Below are 21430 nucleotides of genomic sequence, written 5' to 3' on the forward strand. Positions count from 1 at the left end.
ATGGATGTTCGACCAATTCTTTTATCTTTTCAGACAGCAATAATCGCCATTTTATTTACTTTTGTTTTAGGAACAGGCGTTGCGTATATTGTTTTTCGTTTGAAAAATCGTAAATTAAAAATTCTTTTGAATAGTTTATTTACGTTGCCATTAGTTTTACCGCCGACTGTTTTTGGTTTTTTTCTCTTAACTATTTTTGGTGTTCAGCAACCAGTGGGCCAGTTTTTACTTGATTTTTTTGCCATTCAAGTTGTTTTTTCGTGGCCAGCTACGGTTATTGCTGCCGTTGCTGTTTCATTTCCTTTAATGTATCGTTCAGCCTTAACGGCGTTTGAACAAATGGATAGTGAATTGTTGGCGGTGGCCCAGACACTCGGATTTTCGGAAAGTCGATATTTTAGAAAAATTGCGTTACCTTTGTCGATGAACGGTCTCTTGGCCGGTGGCGTGTTAGCCTTTGCCCGTGGGTTAGGCGAATTTGGAGCGACGACAATGTTAGCAGGGAATATTGCTGGCAAAACAAGAACGCTTCCTTTAGCTATCTACTCTGCTGTAGCAAGTGGGGATTGGCGCTTAGCCAATCAATATGTTGTAATTATGTTATTACTTTGCCTGATTATTTTATTTTTTACGGAATTTTTTAGTCAGCGCGCTTGGAGAAGATCGGAATGAGATTAATTGTTGATATTCAAAAAGAATTGAAAAGTCATACTTTGCAAATTCAGTTTGAAACAAAGACTCAAACAACAGGAATTTTAGGTGCTTCTGGTTGTGGCAAGAGTATGTTATTAAAATGTATTGCGGGTGTTGAGACTGCGGATAAAGGTCAGATTGTTTTAAATGATCAAGTCTTATTCGATGCTGAACAAAAGATCAATTTGTCGCCGCAACAACGAAAAATTGGTCTTTTATTTCAACAGTATGCGTTGTTTCCTCATTTGTCGGTAGTAGAAAATCTGACGTGCGTGACAAAAGATTTACAATTGGTCACTCAATTGCTTGCATCTTTTCACTTAACTAAAGTCCAAGAACAATATCCTAGTCAACTTTCTGGAGGACAAAGACAGCGAGTGGCTTTTGCGCGAATGCTAGCGGCTCAGCCGGCTTACCTGTTATTAGATGAGCCATTTTCCGCATTAGATGCACCCTTAAAGGAAGAGCTGCAAATTGAACTTCAACAGCGATTAAGTAATTTAAATCAACATGCCTTAATTGTGAGTCATAGTTTAGATGAACTGTATAAGTTATGTCAGAGTTTAGTGATAATCACAAAAAGCAAAACACTTTTTGGTGCAACAAATCAATTATTTAACCAACCTCAAACGATTGAAGCAGCTAAACTCACTGGTTGTAAAAATATTTGGCCTGTCAAACGCATAGATGCGCACAGAGTCCAAGTGATTGGCTGGCAACAAACACTAACGGTTACACAAGAAGTTCCTATTTCTTGTCATTCTATTGGAATTCGGGCCCATGATTTCACAACAGAACCGCAGGCAACCAATCAGATCGAAGTGCATCACTTACAAACATTGTCAGCACCTTTTGAACAAAGTGCTTGGTTTCAACACCAACAAACCAAAATTTGGTGGAAAGGCAGCAATAGACTCAATCCGAAAGTTATTACTCAGTTATCCATTCCACCTACAGCAATTATGCCATTATGTCTATAAAATAGAAAAAGATTACGTGAAGCGGTTGACATATGATTGCATCTTCATTTATAATAGATTCATGAAAGGTTATTCATGTAAACGGAATAATCGCTATTATATAGGGAGTGAAGGTGTTTAAATGCAAAAGAGTTATAAACTAGAAGGACTTGATTGTGCAAGTTGTGCAGATAAAATTGAAAAATCTGTCCAAAAAATTCACGGAGTAGAAAAAGCGCGTGTAGACTTCATGGCTGAAAAAATGACACTGGAAGTTGAATCAGGACATGATTTAGAAGTCGAAAATGAAGCGCGTGCAGTGATTGGTAAGTTAGAACCAGATGTCAAAGTTATTTCTTTAAAAGATGTCAAAGAAGAAGAGGGACGTAATCCAAATAAGAATCGCTTAATTCGTATCATTATTGCATTTGTTTTATTTTTAGCACTTATTATCATTAAGCCAAGTAATAATTGGGTTGCTTTGGCGTCTTATTTAGTCGTTTATGTCTTAATTGGTGGCGACATTGTCAAACGAGCGGTAACGAATATTTTTCGTGGGGAAGTGTTTGATGAAAATTTCTTAATGTCTGTGGCAACGATCGGGGCATTCTTTATTGGGGAATATCCCGAAGCTGTGGCAGTAATGTTGTTCTACCAAGTCGGCGAATGGTTCCAAAGTGCTGCGGTTGATCAATCCAGAAAATCAATTGCCAAATTAATGGATATTCGTCCAGATTCAGCAAATCTTTTAGTAAATGGACAAATAAAAGCGGTCGCTCCAGATACAATTGAAATTGGGCAACAAATATTAGTGAAACCAGGTGAAAAAGTTCCATTAGATGGTCAAATTATTGATGGATCAAGTATGGTAGATACCTCTGCGTTGACTGGTGAATCCGTTCCAAGAACGGTTAAAGTCGGCGATGAAATCTTAGGTGGTTTTATCAATAAAAATGGGGCCTTGACCATTAATGTTACGAAAAAATTTGGGGATTCAACAGTTAGCAAAATTTTAGATTTAGTTGAAAATGCTAGCAGTAAAAAAGCCCCTGCAGAAAACTTTATTTCTAAATTTGCTCGTTACTATACACCAGTTGTCGTTGTTTTAGCTGTCTTATTGGCAGTGATTCCACCATTTATTTTCCCTGATACTTCTATTAATGAATGGGTTTATCGGGCATTAACGTTCTTGGTTATTTCTTGTCCATGTGCCTTAGTCATTTCTGTTCCTTTAAGTTTCTTCGGTGGAATTGGCGGAGCCAGCAAACTAGGTGTTTTAATTAAAGGAAGCAACTATTTAGAAATTTTAGCGAATACGGAAACGATTGTTTTTGATAAAACTGGTACGCTAACAAAAGGAAATTTTGTGGTTCAAAACATAACTAGTGTTGTTTTACCTGAAGAAGAGTTGTTACGTTTAACAGCAACAGCAGAACAATTATCCACTCATCCTATTGCTATTTCTATTAAAGAAAGCTATGGCAAAGAAACTGTTCCAGCAACAGCAATTGAAGAGGTTGCCGGACACGGTATCAAAGCCACAATTGAAGGTAAAACAGTTTTAGTCGGTAATGCGAAGTTAATGAAACAATTTGGTATCGAAGCACCAGAAGTGAAGGAAGCGGGAACTTTAATTTTTGTCGCTATTGATAATCAATTTGCAGGCTACTTAGTGATTGCGGATCAATTGAAACCAGACGCCATTTCAGCAATAAAAGAATTAAAAGCTGAAGGGGTCAAACAAACTGTTATGCTGACTGGAGACAATCAACAAGTTGCAGAAGCTATTGCAAAAGAAGTTGGTGTTGACAAAGTTTATGCAGAACTTTTACCAGATGGCAAAGTGGATCGTTTAGAAGAGTTGTTAAAAGCATCTTCACCTAAAAACAAAGTTGCCTTTGTTGGTGACGGCATGAATGATGCACCTGTTTTAGCCCGGGCTGATGTTGGGATTGCCATGGGTGGTTTAGGAAGTGACGCGGCAATTGAAGCAGCTGATGTGGTGATTATGAATGATGAACCAAGTCGTATCGCCTCTGCAATTAAATTATCAAGAAAAACATTGAGAATTGTTAAACAAAACATTATCTTTGCAATTGCTGTTAAAATCATTGTCTTGGTACTAGGTGCATTAGGCTTGGCTTCAATGCAAGCAGCAGTCTTTGCTGATGTTGGTGTAACTATTATCGCTGTTTTAAATGCTATGCGTTGTTTACGTGTAGAAAAGATGCAAGATAATAACTAAGCCTTAAAAAGTACAGCTGAAACAAACATTTTTAGCTGATTATCAGGTTTTGAGCGTGGGACAAAAATCACTTTGACTTTTTGTTCCACGCTTTTTCTCCTACACAATTTCTATTCGTTCTTAAATTGCCAGAGTTCTTGTAAAGAAATCTTTAAATTTTTCGCTTTGTGGCATATAATAAGAGAGAATTTGTACGAAAATTGCGCTTCGCTTTTTTTTCATGGTACAATAAGCAAGAATGGATTGATTTACAGGAGGGAACCTCAACATGGCATCAAATGAAAAAACACGATATAAAGCAATCATTGCAGACCATACGTATACAATTATTGGCCAAGAGTCAAAACAACATATGGATTTAGTCACAAAAATTGTCAACGAACAACTGGCGGAAATTAAACATCTTTCTCCGCAAACTGATACGGAACAAGCTTCTGTTTTATTAGCAATTAATGCAATTTCAGATCAACTAAAAAAACAAGAATATGCTTTAAAATTGGAAAAACAAGTAGCAGACTTAAAACAGAAAACCATTCGTTTGGCTGAATTAGAGAATCGTGTGCGCCGAATGGAAATTATCGAAGAAGAAGCACGAGATGTTTTGAAAAAGAATGGACAAGAAGATGTAGAAATTCATAATCATGTGGAAGCCCAACAAATTTTGAATGAAAATCGAAAACAGCAGATTCAAAATAAAGGTGTTTCGGAGTAGTTCCTGAAAGGATGACAAGATGTTAACAATACTTATTTTATTACTTTTAGCCTTTGGATTTTATACAGGAGCTAAACGAGGCTTGATTTTACAAGTGCTCTATTCGGTGGGTTACTTAATTTCATATTTTGTTGCTCGAACCTATTATAAAGAGGTCGCTTCTCATTTAGAATTGTATATTCCATATCCATCGGTTACGCCAACGTCAAAGCTTGTCTTTTTTAATCAAGAGATTTCTTTAGACTTGGACAAAGCCTTTTATTCAGCGGTTGCGTTTCTATTATTGCTGTTTGCAGGCTGGTTAGTCGTTCGTTTTTTAGCTATCTTTTTACATGGATTAACATTTATTCCAGTTTTGAAACAGGTAAATGGACTATTAGGTGGCGTATTAAGTGTTCTTGTATTATACGTGGGTCTTTTTCTAGTGTTAGCTACGGCGTCAATGATTCCGTCAGATATTGTCCAAAATCAGTTTCGGTCAAGTGGCTTGGCACGAGGCATTGTAAAAAATACCCCAATTCTAACAAAACAAGCATATGAATTATGGGTTGAACCAATTACGAAATAAAGCTGAATGGGACTGAGATAGAGATAAGAAGTAAGTGAGCAAAGCGAAACTTCTTATGTTATGTCTCAGTCTTTTCAACAAATGAAAAAGTTTGAAAAGTAGGTGGAAAAATGAATCAGCGTATTCTATCAACATTAGGGTTTGATAAAGTAAAACAACAGTTGTTGCAATTTATTGTGACAGCTCAGGGGACAAACGAAGTTTCGGAATTATTACCGATTGCTGATGAAAATAAAATTCAATCATGGCTAAATGAAACACAGGATGGTTTAAAAGTTCAACGATTACGTGGTGGAATCCCCATTCCTAAATTAGAAAATATCCAACCACACATGAAACGGATTGAAATTGGTGCGGATTTAAATGGCATAGAATTAGCACAAGTAGGCCGTGTCTTGTCGACTACTTCAGAACTGACTCGTTTTTTTGATGAGTTAAGTGAAAATGAAGTAGATTTTGAACGTTTATATATGTGGCGAGAGCAACTAGAAGTTTTGCCTGAATTAAATCGCCAACTCAAACAAGCCATTGATGATGATGGCTACGTCACAGATGAAGCTTCGCCAGCCTTAAAGGCAATTCGGCAAAATATTCGACGTAGTGAGCAGACCATTCGAGAAGAACTAGATAGTATTATTCGTGGGAAAAACGCACGTTACCTTAGTGATGCCCTTGTTACTATGCGAAATGAACGCTACGTGATTCCAGTCAAACAAGAATATAAAAATATTTTTGGTGGCGTGGTTCACGACCAAAGTGCTTCAGGACAAACCTTATTTATTGAACCTAAACAAATTTTAGAAATGAATAATCGCTTGCGACAACAACAAATTGCCGAAAGAAATGAGATTACTCGCATCTTGGCAGAACTGTCGGCTGAGTTGGTCCCTTATCGCCGAGAAATTACGCATAATGCTTATGTCATCGGTAAACTTGATTTTATTAATGCTAAGGCGCGACTAGGAAAAGAACTAAAAGCAGTTGTTCCAGAAATTAGTCAAGCAAATCATGTAGTTTTTAAACAAGCCCGGCACCCACTATTGAATCCAGAAAAAGCTGTAGCCAATGACATTGTGATTGGTGAAGAATATCAAGCAATTGTGATTACAGGGCCTAATACCGGCGGGAAAACCATTACTCTGAAAACGTTAGGTCTTTTACAATTAATGGGTCAAGCTGGATTACCTATTCCAGTTGAAGAAGAGAGTAAAATGGGGATTTTTACAGAAGTATTTGCGGATATCGGGGATGAACAATCGATTGAACAAAGTTTAAGTACTTTCTCTTCACATATGACGAATATCGTGTCTGTCTTAAAGAAAGTCGATCATCAAAGTTTAGTACTATTTGATGAATTAGGTGCTGGGACAGATCCGCAAGAAGGAGCCGCTTTAGCGATTGCCATTTTAGATTCATTGGGTGCTAAAGGAGCCTATGTGATGGCAACAACCCATTATCCTGAATTAAAAGTGTATGGCTATAATCGAGCTGGAACAATCAATGCCAGTATGGAATTTGATGTAGATACTTTGAGTCCAACCTATCGTTTATTAATTGGCGTGCCTGGCCGAAGTAATGCTTTTGAAATTTCGAAACGTCTTGGATTAGACAACAGTATTATTGAAGCTGCAAAACAAATAATGGACGGTGAAAGTCAAGATTTAAACGAAATGATTGAAGACTTGGAAAACCGTCGCAAAATGGCCGAAACTGAATATTTAGAAGCTCGCCACTATGTCGATGAATCGGCCGCTTTGCATAAGGAACTGAAAGAAGCCTATCAAGTATTTTTTGAAGAACGAGAAAAAGAATTACAAAAAGCGCGGAAAGAAGCGAATAAAATTATTGCAGAAGCGGAAGAAAACGCAGAAACCATTATTTCTGATATTCGCAAAATGCAATTGGAAAGTGGCCAACAAGGTGGTGTCAAAGAACATCAGTTAATTGATGCGAAAACACAACTTTCTCAATTACACCACGAAGAAACCAAGCTTGCTAAAAACAAAGTGCTGAAGAAGGCGAAAGAGCAGAAAAAATTAAAAGCTGGCGATGAAGTAATTGTCAATACCTACGGCCAACGAGGGACCTTATTAAAAGACAACGGCAAAGGACAATGGCAAGTCCAATTAGGCATTTTAAAAATGAACGTATCTGAAGAGGATATGACGCCTGTCGCTCCACAAAAAGAAGCAAAACCAAGAGTTACAACGGTTCGTTCTGCAGAAAGCAGTCATGTTAGCACACAACTAGACTTACGTGGCAAACGCTACGAAGAAGCATTGGCAGAAGTTGACCAATACATTGATGCTGCGATTCTAGCGGGCTATCCACAAGTAACCATTGTTCACGGCAAAGGAACAGGTGCATTAAGAACCGGAATAACGGAATTTTTAAAAAATCACCGTAGTGTGAAAAGCTATGAATTTGCGCCACAAAACCAAGGTGGTAATGGTGCGACTGTCGTGAAATTCCAATAAATAAGGACTTACAATAAGTAAGCAGAACACTCGCTATCTTAGAGATGACGTGTTATACTAAGCATGTAATAAGAGTAAAGAGTAGGAGGTTTGTGAAATGACACAAGCAATTACCGATAAAGATTTTGCAACAGAAACAGATGAAGGATTAGTCTTAATCGACTTTTGGGCAACTTGGTGTGGCCCTTGTCGTATGCAAGCACCCATCTTAGAACAATTATCTGAAGAATATGATGAAGACGAAGTGAAAATCGTCAAAATGGATGTGGATGAAAATCCTGCAACACCAGCAAGTTTTGGAATCATGAGCATCCCAACATTGCTATTGAAAAAAGATGGCGAAGTTGTTGAAAAAGCAGTCGGTGTTCATACAAAAGACCAATTGCAAGCAATGATTGCCAAACACTTATAAACGTTGATTAGTCATTACGAATAGTCTGATTCAGTCTGAAGAGAAATCATTAGCGATTGTCTTTTCAGGCTGTTTCTTTCGTACATAAAGTAGCGGCTTTTTTTGTTTAATTACAAAAAGAGGTGTATAATAGATGAAGCATTTTGTTAGAAAGGAAGTATCGTATGAACGAACGAATAAAAAATAAATTAGCACTGCTTCCTGATCAACCTGGTTGTTATTTAATGAAAGATAAAAACGGCACGATTATCTATGTTGGGAAAGCCAAAATTTTGAAAAACCGTGTCCGGTCTTATTTTCGTGGTAGCCATGATACTAAGACAGAACGATTAGTCAGTGAAATCGATGATTTTGAATATATTGTGACAGAATCGAATATTGAAGCACTTTTATTAGAAATTAATTTAATCCATAAAAATAATCCCAAATATAACATCATGTTAAAAGACGATAAAACCTATCCTTTTATTAAAATCACAAACGAAAAATATCCTCGTTTAATGATTACTCGAAAGGTTTTAAAAGACAAAGCGTTATATTTTGGCCCATATCCAGATGTAAATGCAGCGAATGAAACAAAGAAACTGTTAGATCGGCTTTTTCCTTTGCGAAAATGTAATCCGTCGCAAAAAACACCTTGTTTGTATTATCATTTAGGACAATGTCTGTGTCCCTATGCTTTTGATGTGGATCCGCAAGTCTACAAAGATATGGTGGAAGAGATTAAAGGGTTTCTCTCTGGTGGACATACAGAAATTCAAGACCGCTTACAAGAAAAAATGGCTTATGCAGCTGCGCATATGGAATTTGAAAAAGCTGCAGAATTTCGCGATCAAATTAAAGCGATTGAAACAGTTATGAGCCGCCAAAAAATGACGAATGTGGATTTAATTGATCGTGATGTGTTTGGCTATGCTGTTGATAAAGGCTGGATGTGTGTCCAAGTATTCTTTGTCAGACAAGGAAAATTAATCGAACGTGATGTATCGATTTTCCCATTTTATGATGATGCCAGTGAAGCATTTTTAACTTTTATTGGACAATTCTATCAAGAGAATGAGCATTTTGTGCCAAAAGAAGTCTTGATTCCTGATGACATTGATAAAGAAAGCGTCGAAGCTTTATTAGCTACGAAAGTCTTGCAGCCGCAACGGGGAGAAAAGAAAAAACTGGTTAAATTAGCCAGTAAAAATGCTGCAGTTGCTCTAAATGAAAAATTCGATTTGATTGTACGGAAACAAGAACGAACAATTGGCGCAGTTGAAAAATTAGGCAATGCGATGAACATACCTGCGCCCATTCGAATTGAAGCATTTGATAATTCAAATATTATGGGAACCAACCCTGTTTCTGCAATGGTTGTGTTTATTGACGGACGGCCAGCTAAAAATGAGTATCGAAAATATAAAATAAAAACCGTCCAAGGTCCTGATGATTACGCTTCTATGAGAGAAGTCATTTATCGCAGATATTCACGAGTTTTAAAAGAAGGCTTGCCTTTTCCTGATTTAATTTTAATCGATGGTGGTAAAGGTCAAGTCGATGTTGCCAAAGATGTGTTAGCCAATCAACTAGGAGTCGATATTCCTGTAGCTGGATTAGCCAAGAACGACAAGCACAAAACGAGTGAACTTTTATTTGGTCCAAACTTAGAAGTTGTACCATTGGAAAGAAACTCACAAGAATTTTTCTTGTTGCAACGAATCCAAGATGAAGTCCATCGTTTCGCCATCACATTCCATCGTCAATTACGTAGTAAAAATAGTTTTGCTTCCAAATTAGATAACATTGAAGGTTTGGGACCAAAACGTAAAAAAAATCTTTTAAAAGAATTTAAATCGCTTAAAAATATTACGGCAGCCAGTGTTGAAGAATTAAGAAAAGCTGGGTTACCTGAAACTGTCGCAAAGAATGTGTATCGTCATTTGCACCAAGAAACAACCTCTGAGATAGAAAAATAAATGAAAATGAACCAGACAAATTAGGTGCTTTTCCTAATTTGTCTGTTTTTTTTTATTAATGACTTTAGTCAGTCGAAATCTCTAAAGAGATTTCGACAAAAAAACCACGCGTACTGCGCGTGGAGGCCAGAGCTTTAGCGATAAAAACTCCTTTCGATATAATAGATAAAGGCTACCAACCGTTATCAAATCGAAAGGAGTTTTTGAATGTCGAACGACGATAAAAGTTTAGCACATACTCGTTGGAATTGTAAGTATCATCTTGTGTTTACACCAAAATATAGAAGAAAAGTAATCTATGGTCAATTGAGGCGAGATATAGGGAAAATACTAAGGAAATTGTGTGAGATGAAAGAAGTCGAAATCATTGAAGCGCATGCAATGCCCGACCATATCCATATGTTGGTAAGAATTCCGCCGAAGTTGAGTGTATCAGGTTTTATGGGTTTCTTAAAAGGAAGAAGTGCAGTAATCATTCATGAACGTCATGCGAATTTAAAATACAATTATGGAAATCGATCCTTTTGGTCAAAAGGCTATTATGTGAGCACTGTAGGATTGAACCAAAAAACGATAGCTAAGTATATACGAGAACAAGAAGCAGAAGATCGAATAAGGGATAGTATAAACAAAAGAGAGTATAAAGATCCATTTAGGAAGTAACAACTAGATAAGAATAGAATGGTAGCGGTTGGCAGTCTCTAAAAAAAGCTCCCTTAAAGGGAGCAGCAGGTAGCGAGCCCTTCTAGGGCTATTAAAAAGCCACCCGCTATGCGGGTGGATATTTACTCAATTTTTTCATGAAAAGTTGAACTCTCAAGAAAATATGATAACGATTTCTTTCGTGATATACTAATACTAACTTAAAAGAGAGGACGTCTGATCATGAAAATACTAACACCCGTTTATCAAATAAAATTTAAAAAAGTACCAAATCAATTACTGATTGATGAGCGTTTAATGAATGAATTGGGTACGTGGCTGAATCGTACAGGTCGAATTTGGGCCTGTCAATCATCAAAATCGGCAAAGGAATTTAAAAATACATTTTATGAAAGCACAGGCTTGACCGCAAATGAAGTGCATATTTCTACCGAGACGGATGGCCTTTTTCGTTTAGCAGAAAATAAAGCATCTGATTAAAGTGCAACATCTTTCCATAACAATTGTCATTGACAAGCCAACACAGTAAAGATACGATATGAGTAACTAAACAGCGGTTTAGAAAAAGTGAAGGGGGCGTTTATGTGTTAGAGGTAAAAGAGTTAGTCAAAACCTTTGGGGATTTTAAAGCAGTTGATCATGTATCCTTTACGATACCGGACGGGAAAATTTTAGGATTAATTGGTCAAAATGGTGCCGGGAAAACAACTACGTTTCGCTTGATTTTAAATTTTTTAACACAAGATAGCGGGTCAGTTTTATGGAATGGTCAATCATTAAACGAAAAAGAGTACAATATTATTGGTTATTTACCAGAAGAACGGGGTTTATATCCTAAAATTACGATTGAAGACCAACTAATTTATTTCGCTTCATTGCGGGGAAAAACTAAAAAAGAAATTGAACCTAAAATTGACTTTTGGATGGAAAAATTTCAAGTTAAAGGCAAAAAAACGGATAAAGTTAAATCTTTATCAAAAGGCAATCAACAAAAAGTTCAATTGATTGCGACACTTATTCATGAACCGAAGTTAATTATTTTAGACGAACCATTCAGTGGCTTGGATCCAGTTAATGCAGAATTATTAAAAGACGGCATTATTGAATTGAAAAATCAAGGTTCTTGTGTCATTTTTTCCAGTCATAATATGGACAATGTGGAAAAAATCTGTGACCATTTAGTCATGTTAAAAAATGGACGCATGGTTTTAGATGGTCAGGTTCATGAAATTCGAGAACAATTTGGTCGAACAAAATTATTTTTAGAATCACCGTTATCTGTTGAGGAAGTTGCTGCTACAGCAGGTGTGAAAGAAGCACACTTGCGACAAGATGGCGTCTTAGAAGCGACATTAGAAAACGCTGAAGTGGGCAAAGTGTTGTTTGATAAAGCGACAGCCAACGGCTACATTCCAATGTTTAATCAACAACCACCAACATTGGAAGAAATTTTCAAAATGAAAGTAGGTGGGCAAGATGAGTAAATTTTGGATTATTGCGACTGATGTCTATAAGAAAAATGTGAAGTCGCTGTCTTTCTTAATCATGATTTTAGCGCCATTTCTTCTTGTAGGAATTGTTTACTTAGCGGGCTCTCTAGCTAGCGGTTTTTCAGGAGATACTACCATTGGTCTGGTTTCGGAAAATCAAGCGCTCGTTAAAGAGTTGACAAAGAATAAAACAGAGGACTTTTCTTTCAAAGCTGTTTCTTCTGAGAAAAAGGCCCAAGAACAATTAAAAGACGAGAAAATTGATGCCTATTTACTTTTGGACACTACAGATAATCAGATTTCTGGTCAGCTTTACTCTGAACGCTCTTTAGGAAATGCAACCGAGATGCTAATCCCTCAAATGTTAAACCAATTACAAACAATGGCGAATGCCAATCGTTTAAACCTAACAGCTGAGCAAGTTGCCATGTTGAATCAACAAGCAACATTTAAAAAAGCCAAAATTAGTTTTGATGAAAATGGCAAAATAAAAACAGGAGAAGATAACACAGGGATTCAAATGGCGTTAGCAATGGGGATAACAATTTTGTTATTTGTCTTCATCAGCAGTTATTCTTCAATTATTGCCCAAGAGATTGCTTCTGAAAAAGGCACTAGAATCATGGAAGTTATTCTCTCTAGTACAAAAGCGCAAACCCATTTTTATGGCAAATTAACTGGGGTTATTCTAGTAGCTTTAACACAAATTTTCATTTACGGAGTGGCGTTTGTTCTCGGCTATTCTCAATTGAAAAATCTTGATTTTATGAAAAGTCTATTAAGTGGTATTTCACCACAAAGTATTTTTTCATCAACCTTTATTTTTACATTAGGCTTTTTCATTATTGGTATTCTCGTTTTTGCTGTTTTGGCAGCACTTTGTGGTTCTCTTGTTTCCAAACCAGAGGATACAGCAAAAGCAGTTCAGCCCATCATGTATATTGGTTTAATCGGTTATATGATTGGCATTACGTTTGGAACGAATGATCCACAGAATATCGTGGTGAAAGTAACTTCCTTTATTCCACTGATTTCGTCATATATCATGCCAGTGCGCTTGGCGACCGAAACGGCATCAACAATGGAAGCAATTGTCTCATTAGTGATTTTGGCAGTCTTTGGAATCATTTTAACAATCTTCTCTGCTCGTTTATACAAATCAAACGTTCTTGTATACAGCGAAGGCGGCATGATTCAATCCTTAAAACAGTCAATTTCTATTTTAAAAAATGAACAAAAGCATAAATAATAAAAATAAAGAAAGTGGGTAGTGACCCCGAAAAGTTAGATTTATAGGTCTAACTTTTCGGGGTCGGCTCAACTTGTTTCCCACTTTTTAAAGCTGAAGATAATCAGCTGAACAAAAGCATACCTTTCTTATTTATTGGAGTTAAAAATTTTTATCTCAAGTCCTTTTTATTTTATTTTTTTAGATTTTTTAAATATAAAAACAACAGTTTCTTGATAATGTGTTAAGATTATATCAGACTATTTTCGTCATTTTCACATTTTCAAGGAGGTAACAATGAATCGTTCGATAAAAATTTTTTTAAGTAGTATTTTCATGCTATGTTGTTTGGTTGCTACAAACTCTGTTTGGGCAGAACAGATGAACCACGCAAGGGTAACGTTTAACTATTTACCAATGGATCAGTTAACAAACCAAGAACAATCAAACATTGTTCAAGGTGTTCCTAATGAAACAATTTCATTTGATGAAGAAGAATACCAGTTTATTTATCAAAAAAATAATGTCAATCCATCTTCAGAAGAGCAGGGCTCTAATAAGAGCTTGGACCAAGATACTTCATTAACGAGTCTTGATCAAAATAAAACAGTTAATCGAGTTACGAAAACCTTACCTAAAACAGGTTCTTTGAGAACAAGTCAGTGGTTGATTGTTGGTGGATCAGTACTTAGTATTATGATAATCCTAGTTTTTCTATGGAAAAGAAAACGATTAAAACAAGTGGTATTGATTATCCTAGTGATAAATGGTTTAAGTATGATGAAAACGACAAAAGGTTATGCACTATCGACGGATTTATTGAAACCGATAGTAATCAAAGATATAAAAAAGGGAACTATTTTAAATGAGCAGCCACCAATAATTGAGGGGTATACCTATGTCGGTTATTTACACATGCATCGTAACCAAGAAAAACCACAGCCGATACCGCTTGAAAAAGGACAAGTTGAGATCCGTTATCAATCAGTACATGGTAAAACACTAGCAGATCCTACTATTTTAAAAGGAACAATTGGTGAATCTTATCAAGCTGAAACAAAGGAAATCGATGGGTATGTTCAAAAAGAAGTACAGGGCTCCGCTATTGGCTTTTTTAAAGCAGAAAAACAAGTTATCATATTTGTGTATGATGAAGTGGCTGCACCTGTCATTATCCATTATGTAGATGAGCAAGGAAAAGAAATTGCTGATAAAAAAGTGTTAACGGGAATAGTCGGCCAAACCTATGATGCAACAACTGCCGATTATTTATTAACTATCAAAGGCTATCTTTTAAATCAAAATGATTTACCAGAAAATGCAAAAGGAACCTTTACGAATCAAGCACAATCGGTAACATACAAGTATCAAAAAGAATTAGAAACTGCAAAATTAATCATTCGATTTGTAAATGAAACGGGAGCGCCGTTTACCATTAGTGATTTTACAACATTGAAAAATGGGGATTTCGTCCCATTGTATCCTAACTTGGAAAAATATACAGTTCGGATGGAACAAGAGGTAGCAGGTCAAACATATAATTATCAACAAAATCAATTGGTGGGACCAATCGAATTTGAGAAAAAAATAGGGGATCATTATGAATTACCACAAAAAATTCGTTTCACTATTCAAGATGAAAAAGGTCAGCCAGTTGACTATTTAATTAGTCAAAATACAAATGGTAGTTCATCAGGTGTTCGTTACTGGGAAAATTATGACGAGATTCCCACTAATTATCAAGGGATAATTCAAGATAAAGAAACAATTGTTACGTATCAAATAAAAGGCTATGGTATTTATGTACCTGAACCATAAAAGACTTAAGTATTAATACTCAAGTCTTTTAGGCACCGTTCGTCGTTCAACTAGACGAACGGTTAATTTTTTTTCAGGAATGTTCGTCTGATTTAATTGGTTGTATAGGTAAATAAATGAGTTTTCAGCTTGATACTGAATGGCATAATCAACAGTCGTAATATGCATCAACTCACTGACATAACTATTATCAAAGCCAATGACAGCGACATCGCGAGGAACGGCATAATTTAGATTTTCAAGTTCTGAAATAAACTCAGCTGCTACGTGATCATTATAAAAGGCCAAAGCTTCTGGCTTGTCGGTTAATTGTTGCCAGTAATGGGCAATTTTGCGACCAGAATGGTTAGTATACTGATCATTAATCAGCCACTCAGCTTGCCAAGGTGCCTGAGTGTTTTCATAAAAATCTTTCATTGCACGTTTTCGTGCGTGCGTGTTTAAATTTTCGGGATTACCGAGGACATGACCAATTTTTTGGTATCCTTGTTGTTGTAAATATTCTAAGGAACGATAATAACCAGAGTAATGATCAATGTAGGAAGAATATATATTGGGTGAATCGATACGATGCCAGGTTGCTAAAGGGCCATACGCGCTGTATGGCTCAATCACCGACCATTCATTTGTTCGTGTCAATAAAAACAAGCCATCTAATTGTTTGTATTTTAATTGGTTCAAGGCATCAATTTCTTTCTGCTGATCGCCATCTGTAAAAAATAAGGTTACGGAATAATTGTATTTTTTGGCAATTGAAATAAAGCGATTCAAGAAAATGCCTAAGGAACCTAAATAGCTAGGGGCTAAAAAGCCAATGGTTTTTGTGGCACCTGCTCGTAAATTCCGCGCCACATAATTCGGGGTATAATTTAATTCTTTCATTGCTTTGAGAATTTTTTCTTGACTATCGGCACTCACATATCCTTTTCCAGAAATTAAGCGAGAAACAGTCGATTTCGAGACACCGGCAACTTTTGCTACATCAATGATAGACGTCATTTTTTACCTCCAAAGTGGAATGTATTCTTATAAGAAGTATAGCATACATTTTTTTGAAAATAGTGCTTGACATGGGAACATTCCCATAATTTATCCTAAATATGTAAACGATAACAATTTAATCAAGGAGGAAGAAGACGGATGACAAGAGGAGCATTAAAAATTGCAACAATTGGTGGCGGTTCTAGTTATACACCTGAATTAATTGAAGGATACATTAAAAGAAAAGATGAACTGCCAATTAAGGAAATTTGGTTAGTCGATATTGAAGCTGGTAAAGAAAAATTGGAAATCGTTGGTGCGATGGCGAAGCGCATGATTAAAGCTGCTGGTTTAGATTGGGAAGTTCATTTAACCTTGGACCGTGAAGCAGCCTTAAAAGGGGCGGATTTTGTTTCAACACAGTTTCGTGTAGGATTATTAGATGCTCGCATTAAAGATGAACGGATTCCTTTGTCTCATGGAGTATTAGGCCAAGAAACAAATGGCGCGGGAGGAATGTTTAAAGCATTTCGAACAATTCCTGTCATTTTATCTATTATTGACGATATGAAACGCCTTTGCCCAGATGCTTGGTTAGTGAATTTTACTAATCCAGCTGGAATGGTTACGGAAGCTGCAATTAAACATGGCGGTTGGAAAAAAACAGTTGGCTTATGTAATGTGCCGATTGGTCATAGAAAACAAGCGGCCGAAATGCTGGGAATTCCAGAAGAAGACTTATTCTTTAAATTTGCTGGAATTAATCATTTCCATTGGCACCGCGTTTGGGACAAAGAAGGACAAGAGCGAACACAAGAACTCATTGATTTAATTTACGGACCTAAGCAAGAGCAAGAAAGTCATTTGAAAAATATTTTTGATGCGCCGTTCCATTATGAACAGTTAAAAGATTTAGGAATGTTACCATGTGGTTATCATCGCTATTATTATATTGAAGATGAGATGTTGAAGCATTCCATCGAAGAGTATGAACGGGGCGAAACAAGAGCACAAGTGGTTAAAGAAACGGAAGGTCGTCTGTTTGAATTGTATAAAGATCCCAAACTAGATTACAAACCAAAAGAATTAGAAGAACGGGGCGGCACACACTATAGCGATGCAGCTTGTGAAATGATTGCATCAATTTATAATGATAAACGAACGGATATGGTTGTTTCTACTGAAAACAATGGGACAATTACTGATTTACCGTATGATTGTGTTGTAGAAGTGTCTGGTCCTGTGACAGCACATGGCCATGAACCTTACAACTGGGGGGCCTTTCCGCCAGCAGCACGAGGAATTATTCAAAATATGAAAGCTATGGAAGAAACGGTTATTCGAGCAGCCATCAATGGTGATTACGGCGCAGCATTGCATGCTTTCACTATTAATCCATTAGTTCCTGGCGGCGTCATGGCGAAGACCTTGTTGGACGAATTATTAATTGCCCACAAAGCGCATTTACCGAATTTTGCAGATGCGATTAATAAAATTGAAGAAACACAACCAGAAACAGTCACATATGTGGCCAAATTAATGAAAAGTAATTAAAAAATATCGCACGCTAAAGATTCGTTTAGTGTGCGATATTTTTTTTAGAATAGGAAGCAAAGGATTCCGTTTTTTTCTTGACAGTAAAATGATAGGTTTGTTGGCGGAACAGCCACTGAATACCAGAGTAAATTAAAATTTCAGCAATAATAAATGTCGAAAGTTTCTGTGCGGAAAGGAATAATAGCGTTAAAATTAAAAATAAGACGACACAGGTATAAAAAACATGTTGCAATTTTTTAGAATTGATAATCGTGATTTCTTTGGTATCTTCAGTAACTTCAATGCGCCGATAAAACTGGAACCAGCCTTCATAGAACGTTAAAACATCCCCATGATCAGCCTCAATTTCAATAGGTACATTAGTAAAAAGTTTCCCTTGATGCACACCATTTTTATAAAATGTAAAATAGCGTAACGCGCCCCAAGCTGATGTTTTTCGTGTCAATGTAATCTTCATGGTTTTCACCTCCGTCTTTATTTTGCCATAGTTTGGGTAAAATTGTATCCTACTAAAGTCCGATTCTCTCATTTTAGGGTCAGAATTGACAAAAGAAAGCAGAGGTGTTAATGTGGGAGTAATTAAACGAGGAGGTATAATTGTATGTTGGCATCTATCAGAATTTGGATTGACTTTTTGACAAAATAAATTGAATAAATCTTATCAAAAAGTCTGAAATTAAAATTCATGGGTGGCGTGTGTACTTTTATACGAAACTACAAGGATAGCGATTAGGCTGTCCTTTTTTGCGTACCCAAGATTCTTTCGTTTCAGAAATGAAAGAAGAGGGCAAAATGAAAAAATTAAGTATTCATCTGAAAGAAGTAAGTATTCACTTTTCGGGAAAACCAATTCTAGAAATTGATGAATTATTTGTATATGAAAATGAAAAAATTGGGATTATTGGTAAAAACGGCGCAGGAAAATCAACACTGCTCAATTTAATTATGGGTAAGATTCAATCAGACAAAGGAAAAGTTCAAAGATTGAACGACTTTCATTACTTGGCACAAGTAGCTGAAGAAATAACGAATGAATCAGAGAAAGCTGACAAAAACTGTTTGCTAAATCAGAAAAATCAAAAACTAAGTGGTGGCGAAAAAGTCCAAAAACGCTTAGCAACATTATTTTCAGAGTATCCAACCGGGGTTATTTTAGATGAACCAACCACACATTTAGATAAAGAACATCGTCAGTTGTTAGTGGCAGATTTAACGTATTATTATGGGACCGTTTTGTTTGTTAGTCATGATCGCTTTTTCTTGAATCAATTAGCAGAGAAAATTTGGGAAGTTTCGGATGGACATGTCAAAGAATATTTAGGAAACTACGATGCGTATTGTCGTCAAAAAGAATTGGAACAGCAAACACAATATAATGTCTATCATCAATATCAAAAGGAAAAGAAAAAATTACAGGAATCTTACGCAAAGAAACAAGCACAAGCGCAAAAATCTAGTCATGTTTCAAAAAAACAAAAACAAAAGCAAATTAAACCTAGTCGTTTAGCTGGTTCTAAACAAAAAGATACCGTACAAAAAACACTCCAAAAACAAGCGAAAGCGATTAATGCCAGAATTGACAAATTACCCGATGTTGCGCAAGCAAAACAAGAGCGAAAAATTATTTTTCCTACTAATAATCAGTTCTCTTTATACAATCCATATCCAATTAGAATTGAAAATTTAACTTTCGCTTATGAGAATCGAACAATTCTTAACCAAGTGAACGTTCAAATTCCTTTAAACGAAAAAATAGCACTTTGTGGAAAAAATGGTGCTGGGAAGAGTACCTTCCTTCAACAAATTGAAGCTCGTCACCCGGCCATTTACTTTTCTCCCAAAGTCCGGTTAGGAACGTATCATCAATTAGATTATCGATTAAAAAATGATGAACCACTGTTGACTTATTTATTGAAGCGGACAAATTATTCTGAAAAGATTGTGCGTTCACTTTTATATCGGCTAGGTTTTCAACAAGAAAATTTACAGACAAAGATATCTTCTCTAAGTGGTGGCGAAGCCATAAAAATTACTTTGGCGCAACTGTTTATAGAACCAAATAATATTATCTTATTGGATGAACCCACCAATTTTCTTGATTTAGAGACAATCCAAGCACTTGAAGAATTTATAAGTGCCTATCAAGGAACAGTAATTTTTACCTCGCATGATGAAACGTTTGTGGAAAAAGTAGCCACCCGCACTATTTATTTAGAAAACGGGAAAATTATTGATAAATAAAAAAAGTAAACAAAAAGTCGCTATTTTAGCGACTTTTTATTTAGACTTCTTCAATTGGTAAATAGGTGTATTCTGCAATTTCTGCGGCATGGGAGCCAGCAACATGTCCAGTGACAAATGCAGCTGTAACATTGTAGCCTCCAGTATAGCCATTAATATCTAAAAGTTCACCAGCAAAAAATAAACCATTGACTAATTTGCTCTCCATTGTTTTAGGGGTCACTTCTTTGAGGGAAATCCCACCGCCTGTGACAAAAGATTTTTCCAAAGGCAATGTTTTCGTAACAGTGAACTGAAAGTCTTTCAGTAGTTCCACAAAGGAAAGACGTTGCTTTTCTGTCAGTTGTTTGGCAGGCACTTCTTCAATTGCTAGTTTCTCTAGATAAAAAGTGAGCAGCCGTTCTGGTATTAAAGAATGAAAGGCATTTTTTGCCACTTTATTTGGCTGTTCCTCAATCATGTAATCAACATTTTTCAGCACTTCTTCAAAAGATTTTGTCGGAAACACATCCAAGGCTACCGTGACAGGTTGATTGCCGTTGCGAGTTAATTCTTGGTTAATAAAACTAGAACAGCGGAGCGCGGCAGGTCCTGAAATGCCAAAATGTGTAAACAGCATATCCATTTGATGATTAACTAAAGGTTTTCCTTTTTGGTTCAAAACAGTTAAATTAACATCTTGTAAAGAGAGACCTTGCAACGTTTTATCAAGGATAAAAGGTTCTTCAGAAATAATAGGCGATTCGGTAGGGTAGAGTGGGCTGATGGTATGCCCCATTTTTTTGGCTAGTTTATAGCCATCACCAGTTGCTCCTGTGGAAGGATAAGTGCGGCCGCCAGTTGTTAATACAACACACGGTGCATAAATTTTTTCCAGTTCGGTTTCAACGCCAATTATTTGATCGTCTTTTCGTAGTAATTTTGTGACCTGTGTTTTTGTAAAAACAGTGACTCCTAATTCGTTAATACGGTTAAATAGCGCATCAACAATTGACTTCGATTTATCTGTAACAGGGAACATGCGTCCGTGATCTTCTTCTTTTAAGTGAACACCATTGGATTCAAAAAAGTTCATGATATCATAGTTATCAAATTGTGAAAATGCGCTGTACAAAAATTTTCCATTCCCAGGAATAAATGAAATGATTTCTTCTGCGGGCCGATTATTGGTTACATTACAGCGGCCGCCACCAGTCATTAATAATTTTTTCCCAACACGGCGATTTTTTTCAATCAATAATACTTGAGCACCAGCTTCTGCGGCCGCAATCGTGGCCATCATACCACTCGTCCCAGCACCGACAATAATTACATCAAATTTCTTCATAGTTCTCCTCCAATTCAATAGGTAGTGTACCATAATTACGGGATTTTTTCTGGATTTAAGGAAAAAATAAACGTTTGACTATGGTAATTTTTGAATTT

General features: G+C 36.3%; 18 protein-coding genes. 15 read left to right on the forward strand and 3 right to left on the reverse strand.

Going from position 1 to position 21430, the window contains the following annotated elements; all coding sequences use genetic code 11:
- From modB to IGK70_RS06530, 13 genes are all read left to right on the forward strand, one after another.
- Nucleotides 1–672 carry a molybdate ABC transporter permease subunit gene (gene modB / locus IGK70_RS06470; protein WP_002357709.1) on the forward strand — a complete coding sequence of 224 codons (672 nt, stop codon included), beginning with the start codon at nt 1–3 and terminating at the stop codon, nt 670–672.
- Nucleotides 669–1673, forward strand: a complete 1005-nt coding sequence (locus tag IGK70_RS06475; RefSeq protein WP_002384570.1) for an ATP-binding cassette domain-containing protein — start codon at nt 669–671, stop codon at nt 1671–1673. Before modB ends, IGK70_RS06475 begins: the two co-directional genes overlap by 4 nt.
- A 121-nt stretch (nt 1674–1794) precedes the next feature.
- Nucleotides 1795–3897: a heavy metal translocating P-type ATPase gene (locus tag IGK70_RS06480; protein WP_010712414.1), complete on the forward strand. Its 2103-nt coding sequence runs from the start codon at nt 1795–1797 to the stop codon at nt 3895–3897.
- Between the two features lie 268 nt (nt 3898–4165).
- On the forward strand, nt 4166–4609 hold the full coding sequence (zapA, locus tag IGK70_RS06485) for a cell division protein ZapA (RefSeq protein WP_002357706.1): 444 nt from the start codon (nt 4166–4168) through the stop codon (nt 4607–4609).
- A gap of 19 nt (nt 4610–4628) precedes the next feature.
- Entirely contained in the window at nt 4629–5177 is a 549-nt protein-coding gene (locus tag IGK70_RS06490; RefSeq protein ID WP_002357705.1) for a CvpA family protein, read from the forward strand.
- A 110-nt stretch (nt 5178–5287) separates the two neighbouring features.
- Nucleotides 5288–7654 carry an endonuclease MutS2 gene (locus tag IGK70_RS06495; protein WP_104855427.1) on the forward strand — a complete coding sequence of 789 codons (2367 nt, stop codon included), beginning with the start codon at nt 5288–5290 and terminating at the stop codon, nt 7652–7654.
- A 97-nt stretch (nt 7655–7751) separates the two neighbouring features.
- Nucleotides 7752–8066, forward strand: coding sequence for a thioredoxin (trxA, locus tag IGK70_RS06500; RefSeq protein ID WP_002357703.1), 315 nt, complete (start codon nt 7752–7754; stop codon nt 8064–8066).
- A 164-nt stretch (nt 8067–8230) separates the two neighbouring features.
- Nucleotides 8231–10027 (forward strand): excinuclease ABC subunit UvrC, encoded by a 1797-nt coding sequence (uvrC, locus tag IGK70_RS06505; protein ID WP_438775197.1) that lies wholly within the window; start codon nt 8231–8233, stop codon nt 10025–10027.
- A gap of 207 nt (nt 10028–10234) precedes the next feature.
- A complete protein-coding gene (tnpA, locus tag IGK70_RS06510) occupies nt 10235–10690 on the forward strand; it encodes an IS200/IS605 family transposase (protein ID WP_000063801.1) in 456 nt (151 codons plus the stop codon).
- A 222-nt stretch (nt 10691–10912) separates the two neighbouring features.
- A complete protein-coding gene (locus IGK70_RS06515) occupies nt 10913–11170 on the forward strand; it encodes a DUF3884 family protein (RefSeq protein ID WP_002363898.1) in 258 nt (85 codons plus the stop codon).
- Nucleotides 11171–11274: 104 nt separating this feature from the next.
- Nucleotides 11275–12174 carry an ABC transporter ATP-binding protein gene (locus IGK70_RS06520; RefSeq protein WP_104874310.1) on the forward strand — a complete coding sequence of 300 codons (900 nt, stop codon included), beginning with the start codon at nt 11275–11277 and terminating at the stop codon, nt 12172–12174.
- Nucleotides 12167–13429 (forward strand): ABC transporter permease, encoded by a 1263-nt coding sequence (locus tag IGK70_RS06525; RefSeq protein WP_002357698.1) that lies wholly within the window; start codon nt 12167–12169, stop codon nt 13427–13429. The genes IGK70_RS06520 and IGK70_RS06525 overlap by 8 nt, the downstream gene beginning before the upstream one ends.
- A 276-nt stretch (nt 13430–13705) precedes the next feature.
- Nucleotides 13706–15226, forward strand: coding sequence for a MucBP domain-containing protein (locus IGK70_RS06530; RefSeq protein WP_104855429.1), 1521 nt, complete (start codon nt 13706–13708; stop codon nt 15224–15226).
- A gap of 12 nt (nt 15227–15238) precedes the next feature.
- On the opposite strand, the gene IGK70_RS06535 is transcribed toward IGK70_RS06530, so the two are convergent.
- Entirely contained in the window at nt 15239–16225 is a 987-nt protein-coding gene (locus IGK70_RS06535; protein ID WP_104855430.1) for a LacI family DNA-binding transcriptional regulator, read from the reverse strand.
- A 141-nt stretch (nt 16226–16366) separates the two neighbouring features.
- Here IGK70_RS06535 and IGK70_RS06540 point away from each other — a divergent pair, with 141 nt between their 5' ends.
- Nucleotides 16367–17761, forward strand: a complete 1395-nt coding sequence (locus IGK70_RS06540; protein WP_438775198.1) for a 6-phospho-beta-glucosidase — start codon at nt 16367–16369, stop codon at nt 17759–17761.
- Nucleotides 17762–17786: 25 nt separating this feature from the next.
- Here IGK70_RS06540 and IGK70_RS06545 read toward each other — a convergent pair whose 3' ends face one another.
- A complete protein-coding gene (locus IGK70_RS06545; RefSeq protein ID WP_162783010.1) occupies nt 17787–18293 on the reverse strand; it encodes a hypothetical protein in 507 nt (168 codons plus the stop codon).
- 245 nt (nt 18294–18538) lie between these two features.
- Here IGK70_RS06545 and abc-f point away from each other — a divergent pair, with 245 nt between their 5' ends.
- Nucleotides 18539–20005, forward strand: a complete 1467-nt coding sequence (gene abc-f / locus IGK70_RS06550) for a ribosomal protection-like ABC-F family protein (protein WP_174114810.1) — start codon at nt 18539–18541, stop codon at nt 20003–20005.
- 40 nt (nt 20006–20045) lie between these two features.
- On the opposite strand, the gene IGK70_RS06555 is transcribed toward abc-f, so the two are convergent.
- Complete coding sequence (locus IGK70_RS06555; protein ID WP_220421657.1) at nt 20046–21332, reverse strand: NAD(P)/FAD-dependent oxidoreductase; 1287 nt, start codon at nt 21330–21332, stop codon at nt 20046–20048.
- Between the last annotated feature and the right edge of the window lie 98 nt (nt 21333–21430).

This window comes from Enterococcus sp. DIV0358 (assembly GCF_051713465.1).
Taxonomy (GTDB): domain Bacteria; phylum Bacillota; class Bacilli; order Lactobacillales; family Enterococcaceae; genus Enterococcus; species Enterococcus faecalis.